At 58.1% G+C, this 6,177-nt stretch carries 5 protein-coding genes and 2 pseudogenes; 1 reads left to right on the forward strand and 6 read right to left on the reverse strand.

Going from position 1 to position 6,177, the window contains the following annotated elements; translation table 11 throughout:
- Positions 1-7 precede the first annotated feature (7 nt).
- Positions 8-1,081: an acetamidase/formamidase family protein gene (locus AFK24_RS09775; RefSeq protein WP_065833046.1), complete on the forward strand. Its 1,074-nt coding sequence runs from the start codon at positions 8-10 to the stop codon at positions 1,079-1,081.
- Positions 1,082-1,368: 287 nt separating this feature from the next.
- On the opposite strand, the pseudogene AFK24_RS09780 reads toward AFK24_RS09775, so the two are convergent.
- From AFK24_RS09780 to AFK24_RS09805, 6 genes and pseudogenes are all read right to left on the reverse strand, one after another.
- Positions 1,369-2,549: pseudogene (locus AFK24_RS09780) on the reverse strand (STY4528 family pathogenicity island replication protein).
- Positions 2,546-3,094: a DUF2857 domain-containing protein gene (locus AFK24_RS09785; protein ID WP_065833047.1), complete on the reverse strand. Its 549-nt coding sequence runs from the start codon at positions 3,092-3,094 to the stop codon at positions 2,546-2,548. Before AFK24_RS09785 ends, AFK24_RS09780 begins: the two are co-directional and overlap by 4 nt.
- Positions 3,091-4,674 (reverse strand): ParB family protein, encoded by a 1,584-nt coding sequence (locus AFK24_RS09790; RefSeq protein WP_065833048.1) that lies wholly within the window; start codon positions 4,672-4,674, stop codon positions 3,091-3,093. Before AFK24_RS09790 ends, AFK24_RS09785 begins: the two co-directional genes overlap by 4 nt.
- 14 nt (positions 4,675-4,688) lie before the next feature.
- On the reverse strand, positions 4,689-4,898 hold the full coding sequence (locus AFK24_RS09795) for a hypothetical protein (protein ID WP_065833049.1): 210 nt from the start codon (positions 4,896-4,898) through the stop codon (positions 4,689-4,691).
- 85 nt (positions 4,899-4,983) lie between these two features.
- Entirely contained in the window at positions 4,984-5,826 is an 843-nt protein-coding gene (locus tag AFK24_RS09800) for a ParA family protein (protein ID WP_065833050.1), read from the reverse strand.
- Positions 5,827-6,048, reverse strand: a pseudogene (locus tag AFK24_RS09805) (transposase domain-containing protein); the annotation flags it as partial.
- Between the last annotated feature and the right edge of the window lie 129 nt (positions 6,049-6,177).

Raw genomic sequence — 6,177 nt, forward strand, 5'->3', positions numbered from 1 at the left:
TTCCGCCATGCTCGTCAAAACCCCACTCTCAGCAGGACGCACCCATCCGACACCTGGCGCTTTGCACACACTTCGGGCAACGCCTGAGAACGTTCACTGGGGGTATTTCGACCCGGCGCTGGCGCCTGCGATCAAAGTGAAAAGCGGCGATATCATCCAGGCCGAGGCCATTACCCACCATGCTGGCGATGCGCCGGAGCTGATGATGGACGAGACCATTTGGCGCCTGTTCAACGAGATCCCCGAAGAAGACCGCAACCCGGGCGTACACATCATGACCGGCCCGATCTGGGTCGAAGGTGCAAAGCCTGGAGACATGCTGGAAGTGCGCTACTTGTCGATGACGCCGCGCAACAACTATGGCTCCAACCTCGCAGCCAACTGGGGCTATCTGTACAAGGAATTTGACGAGACCGAGCGTGTCACCATTTATGAGCTGGACCCCAACTCCCATAACGCCCGTGCGCTGTACGCCTACGATGTGAAAGAAAAATACCTCACGCCTGGGCGTGTCACCCGCTGCGCGCACTGCGAGCGCCAAACGACTCTTGAGGGCGTACGCATCCCGATCCGTCCGCACCTGGGCACCGCAGGCGTGGCGCCGGATGTCCGGGGTCGGGTCAGTACCATTCCACCTGGCCTGCATGGCGGCAATATCGACAACTGGCGCATCGGTGCCGGTGCGACCATGTATTACCCGGTTGCCGTCGACGGTGCTCTGTTTTCAATCGGCGATCCTCATGTATCTCAGGGCGATGGTGAGGTCAGCGGGACGGCTATCGAGTCCTCACTGAACGTGATGTTCCAGGTGATTCTGCGCAAGGATTTCTTTTTCCCATCACCGCTGTTGGAAACCCAGGATTGCTGGATCGTCCATGGCTTCGACGAGGACCTGAACAAAGCCGTACGCAACGCCTCGCTGGACATGCTCACGTTCCTCACTGAGCATCAGGGGCTGTCGCGCAACGACGCCTATTCACTGATGAGCGTCGCCGGGGACATGGGGATTACCCAGGTCGTCGACACCCGCCAGGGCGCACACATCCGCATGCCACGCGGGGTATTTCCTTCGCAGTACTGACCAATGTTCGGTGCGCCCATAGTCTGCGTCCACGGCGAAAATGAGTTAGATGGCTGGTGATCATTCATCACCGGCCTCTTGTAAAGGAGCCCTTTCCATGGAGCAGCGGAATATTTATGGTCGTTTACTTTCTTCATCTGTCATTGGGTCATCGTTGACGTTATTGGAAGGTAGATCTGATTCTTCAGCGACATGACGCGAGTCCACTATCCCCTAAAAGCTCCATAGCTTTGTCCGACGTGTTCGTAGAGTGGAACTCCATGGATTTGATGCCAGTGGCATCAAATCTACTGACGTCCACCGCGTTTGCCGCGCAGTTGGCGCAGCTCATTCAGGCACGCTTGGGCAAGGGCAGAAGCGGGTTCGCCCTGTTGTCGAGATGGCCGCGAGGGGGCGGTTCTGCAATGGGTGACGGTTCGGCCTGACCTGCCCAAGGACGAAAGTCACCTTTCAGCGCACGCTGGATCAGACCCATCAGATACGCCGCTGGCTTGCGGATTCCACCGGCCGCACAGCGTGCACCGGCTTCGTTGCGCACCGCCTGCCGATCCACTGGTTTGAGCCTGTTCAGCGCCACAGCGACGGCCTGATGCTCGTTTGGACTCAGGTGCAGCGGAGTGGGCCAGAGCAGGTTATCCACCGCCGGGGTCGCGCGCGGTACTGTACAAATACTTTCTTTTAATACAGTACAGGCGGCGTTCGGATTCCGAACGGTGCGGGAAACACTGGCGCTCAGACTCGGTTCGGAATCCGAACGAGGGCCTGTACGATTCCGAACGTGGGCATCTTCCCCCCGTTCGGAATCGTGCAGAGCGGCATCGGTTGCCTGATCCAATCCTTGCTGCGTCCAGTGTTCGCCCCAGCTGTCGAGCCGTGTCGGTAGTCGACCCTGATCGATATCCGTGTCCTGGCGGATTTCTTCCACAATGTGCTGCGCGACAATGCGCACAGCCTTGGTTGCATGGCCGAGGGCATGTCCGACCAGCGCCAGGTAATCCTGATCCAGTTCGATGGCTTCGGCGGGGGTTAACGGCTCATCGTGCAGAACGTACAGCGAACCTTGAAGACGTCCGCTGAGCTGATCGCGTCCGCGACTCACCAAACTGAGCCAGCGTGTCAACCTGAGCATCGTCAACACCCGAGCAATGGTTTCACGGGAGGCTGACGCACCGTAGGGCACGCTTGACAGGTAAGGCTGCAAATCCTCATAGCGCGGTGTGACCACGCCCTGGCCTTGCAGCATGAGTCGAAACACCTGCCAGGCATTGCGTTCCAATGGCGTCAGCCGACTATCCAACAGCAGCCGACGTGGCACGACTTCGTGAGATTGGCCACTGAACAAAAAGCCCGCCTGCAGGGCCTGGTTGGAGGGATGTTCAGTGGTGGGGCGTGCGGGCCAACGTCCACTCAACTGCTGGGTGCATTGCTGCAGGACACGCTGCCAGCGACTGGAAGGGGCAGTGTTCATGTTCCGTTGCTGTAATGGTCGATCTGCTGCCAAACGATGGTCAAGCTGATCTGTTGCTCCTCCGCCAGCATCATCATGGCGTCGAGCTGATCCTCGGTACCATCTTGCGCGCGTAGCTGGCACCATCGCTGCCAGAGCGCATGTTCCTGGGCTCCACTCAAATGCTGAGGACGGCCCTTACGGGTTTCTATCTTGAGCAGACGCCGACGCAGGGCGGTTTCCGAATGCGCCAGGCCGAAGCACTGATACATGATGGTGCTGCTGGCGCTAAGCTTGAGCGCTCGGTTGATCAATCGCTCGTTCTGCTCGTCGCGTTCAGATTGTTCGATCAACCGATGCAGCACCGGTGAGTCAATCTTGACCTCAACCCAGGGTACAGTGGCATGGGCCAGACGCGACAGGGTGGTGGGCGGTAAGGATTGCAGCAGGAAGATGTCGTCCTCACCCAGTCCGAGTGCTTTGCAGCGCTGCAGGTTGCCCTGGCGCAACTCGTGTAGCACCTGGGTCAGCATGGCCTGGGTGAGCACATTGAAGGACAGGTTCATGGCAGCTCCTTCGGTGAGTCATCTTCAGGGGTAAGCGTTAAGTCGATCAGGCGACGGGCTAGGCGGATCAGGCGATACAGTTTGATGAGCAGACTGTCGGGCAATCGCTCCAGTCCCACATCCACGGCGGGACGATCTGTCAGCGGGAGTTGATAGACCCCCAACAACAACTGGCCGAACAGGGCTGAGGGCAGTTGCTTGCGATCCTCCCAGTTCACGTTGTCATGAGCGCGCAACAGGGCCAGGAGTAGTAGGTGAACGCTGGTCGCGCGAGGTGTGGAAAGACCAAGTCGCTCGATGTTCAGAGCGAAGCCCAAGCCAAGCTTCTGATGGATGACGCTCTCGGGATGTCCGGCATAGACCACCATTTCCCGCGCCAGTCCAGCAATGGCTAAACGCAGTTGTTCGGGGCTATCTAGTGCTGGTGCGATGGTCCAGATGTCGTCGATCGCGCAGACCTCGACGGTGAGTGCTGCTTCGGCGGTCTCACGATCTATCTGTTCGCGAATCTGTTGAACGCGTGACGGAGGGCTGACGGCTGATACGGCATTCGTTTCGGGCGGTGCGAGCAGTTCCTCTTGCGCTGTTTCGGTGTGGGACTTGGTCTCAGTTGATTTGGGATGAGGATCGGAGGAGAGAGGTTCTGCCGCGGCTTCGTTAACACTCGGCAGATGGCTGTTCTCTGAGGGGGTGGTAATGACAATGCCAGGCGTCGAGATGACCCGTTGGGTATCGCTCAGCTCCAGGGCCAACATACGGTATGACTGTCCGAGCAAGCGGCTCATGCGTTCGAGCAGTTCATCCTGGAGCTGCTCAAGATCGAAGGACTCGGGTTCGGTATCAAAGTAGCCCAGGGTGTCGAGCCAAAAATCGGCGAACGCAACGGGGGCGGTTGGATATCGGTTCCAAGTTCGTTCAGCCTGGCTACGTAGACCGATCAGGCGCTCTATCTGGGGTTTACCTAAACCGGCATACAGGGTTTGTGGAATGGCGGGCAATAAGTGTTCGAGGGTGTCCAGCATTCGGCTGACGTGCGACTGCGAAATCGGATAGCCTCCAGCGGCAAGACGTCGAACCAGCTCACGTTGTGAGAGCACAGCTCCCTCTGCTTCGAGCATGGTTTTGAGTTTGGCTACCGCCAGAGCCCGTTCGATGAACGTGAGTTGGCCGTGCAGATCGCTTTCGGCCAGATGGCCGAGTAGGGCGGTGATTTCATTGCTCCAAGGTCGGAACAGGCAATGAATGCGAAAGAAGCGCTCGTCGCGGGTTTCCTGCCACAGCTCGGCGAGAATCGCCAAGCGCGTATTACCGCCGTTGCGGATGATGAAATAGGTTTCACCCGGGCGGCGGGTAATCGGTGGCGGTTGATCCAGCCCGCGTTCACGGATCGAAGCCTTGATATCGTCGTACAGCGGATTACGAATGAAACGCGGGTTGTGTTCGTATGGCCGCAACTGCTCCAACGTGACCAGCATGGGCGTGTCAGCAAGTGGATCGGACAGCCGCTCCAGTTCTGGCCCTCGAGGGAAATGGTCCTGATGCAGCTTGTCGGTGATCTCCTCCTGACTGAGCTTCTTCATCGGAGCAACCTCAGTTAACGCCGGTTACGCAAATGGTCACCGACCTCGAACTTGACGATCTCGGCAGTGCCCGAACCTTCGAAATGTTGGGAAAGTTCTGCGAGGAACCAACCCATGGCCGAGCGCCCACCCTGCAGGCGAAAGACCACGGTGCAGTACTCCTCGCAAGGTGGGTGGTGTGGTTGAATGGAGGGTGGAACGATGATGGGAAGTTGATCCAACATCAGAAGACTCCTAGCCAAACACGGTTGGCCTCAAGGTCGATCAAACACAATGACTGGGTGAGAAATGCGGGCTTGGTGATTCGTCTCATTGAACCTCCGTGCATCGGCTCACTGTAGAGATTGCCTCGCGCCATTCCGGAAACAGTTCGATGGCCAGCGCTTGCATGGTTACTAAAGGTGAGGGCGAGCATCGTTCGCGTGGCCGGCGCGTCTCGATTCGGTGGACCGGTAGGCCACGGGACGCCGCATTGAGATAAGCCACTCGGTCTGGAACTACCGTGTCTAAAACCGAGATATTGGTAGCTTCAGTGAAGGTCTCGCGTAGGCCATGGATGATCATTCGCGTGTCTACCCGGATGCTGTTTACTTGGTTCAGTAGCAGTCGCAAGGGTGGCGGTGGAATGCCCAGATGACGGAACGGCTCGAGTTCACTCATCAGCTTCAAGGTACCGCGGTGCAGTTCGCGGGCGGCGAGCATTTCCGGAGTGATGGGAGAGAGGGCGAGGTCAGAAGCCAGGATGGCCATCTCCAGCAGCACGCTACGTGCACCCTGGGTGTCGATCAAAAGCAGGTCATAATTGGGACGGAAGTTGTCGAGCAGATTGCGCAGCCGTAATCGCCCGTCAGGGGCATGCAGCAGCAAGGCGCTCAGCCGGCGTTGATCGTCGTTAGAGAGGATCAGGTCGAGCCCTGGGATCACTGTATTGGAAACAATCTGTGCAAGAGTTATTAGGTTGAGTGCGATGAACTCGTACGCACCTGCATCAGCCTTCTGGCTCAAAGCGTAATAGCTGGAGAGGGTGGGTTGGCTATCCAGATCGAGCAGCAGGACGCGGAGGCCGGCATCCGCCAGCAGTCCACCGAGATTGGCCGCAACTGTGGTTTTTCCTACCCCACCGTATGCGTCCGGGCATCCCGTCTTGCGCAACTAAACCGGTTGCCATCTATGCGGCAGCAGTTCGGCAATCGCACTCGCCCGCTGCGTCGGCAGGCGCGTGAGGACGTCCTTCAAATAAGCATACGGATCATGCCCATTCAGCCGTGAAGACTGGATCAAACTCATGATCGCCGCAGCCCGTTTTCCGCTGCGTAGCGATCCTGCGAAGAGCCAGTTCTTGCGCCCAAGAGCCCATGGCCTGATCTGGTTGTCGGGTAGTCAGACGCGGTTACCCGCGTCCAACCCCCTAAGAACCGTGCATGCGAGTTTCCCAGCACACGGCTCAAGCCTCTACAAAGGCACTGTTAAGTACCCGGTTATTCCTCTTTAACATTGGCGTAC

This window comes from Pseudomonas syringae (assembly GCF_001698815.1).
GTDB classification, from domain to species: domain Bacteria; phylum Pseudomonadota; class Gammaproteobacteria; order Pseudomonadales; family Pseudomonadaceae; genus Aquipseudomonas; species Aquipseudomonas syringae_A.

Coding starts and splice junctions, on each gene's coding strand:
- AFK24_RS09790 (WP_065833048.1), bottom strand. CDS start 4,674: ATGAAGAAGCTCAGTCAGGAGGAGATCACCGACAAGCTGCATCAGGAC.
- AFK24_RS09785 (WP_065833047.1), bottom strand. CDS start 3,094: ATGAACCTGTCCTTCAATGTGCTCACCCAGGCCATGCTGACCCAGGTG.
- AFK24_RS09775 (WP_065833046.1), top strand. CDS start 8: ATGCTCGTCAAAACCCCACTCTCAGCAGGACGCACCCATCCGACACCT.
- AFK24_RS09795 (WP_065833049.1), bottom strand. CDS start 4,898: ATGTTGGATCAACTTCCCATCATCGTTCCACCCTCCATTCAACCACAC.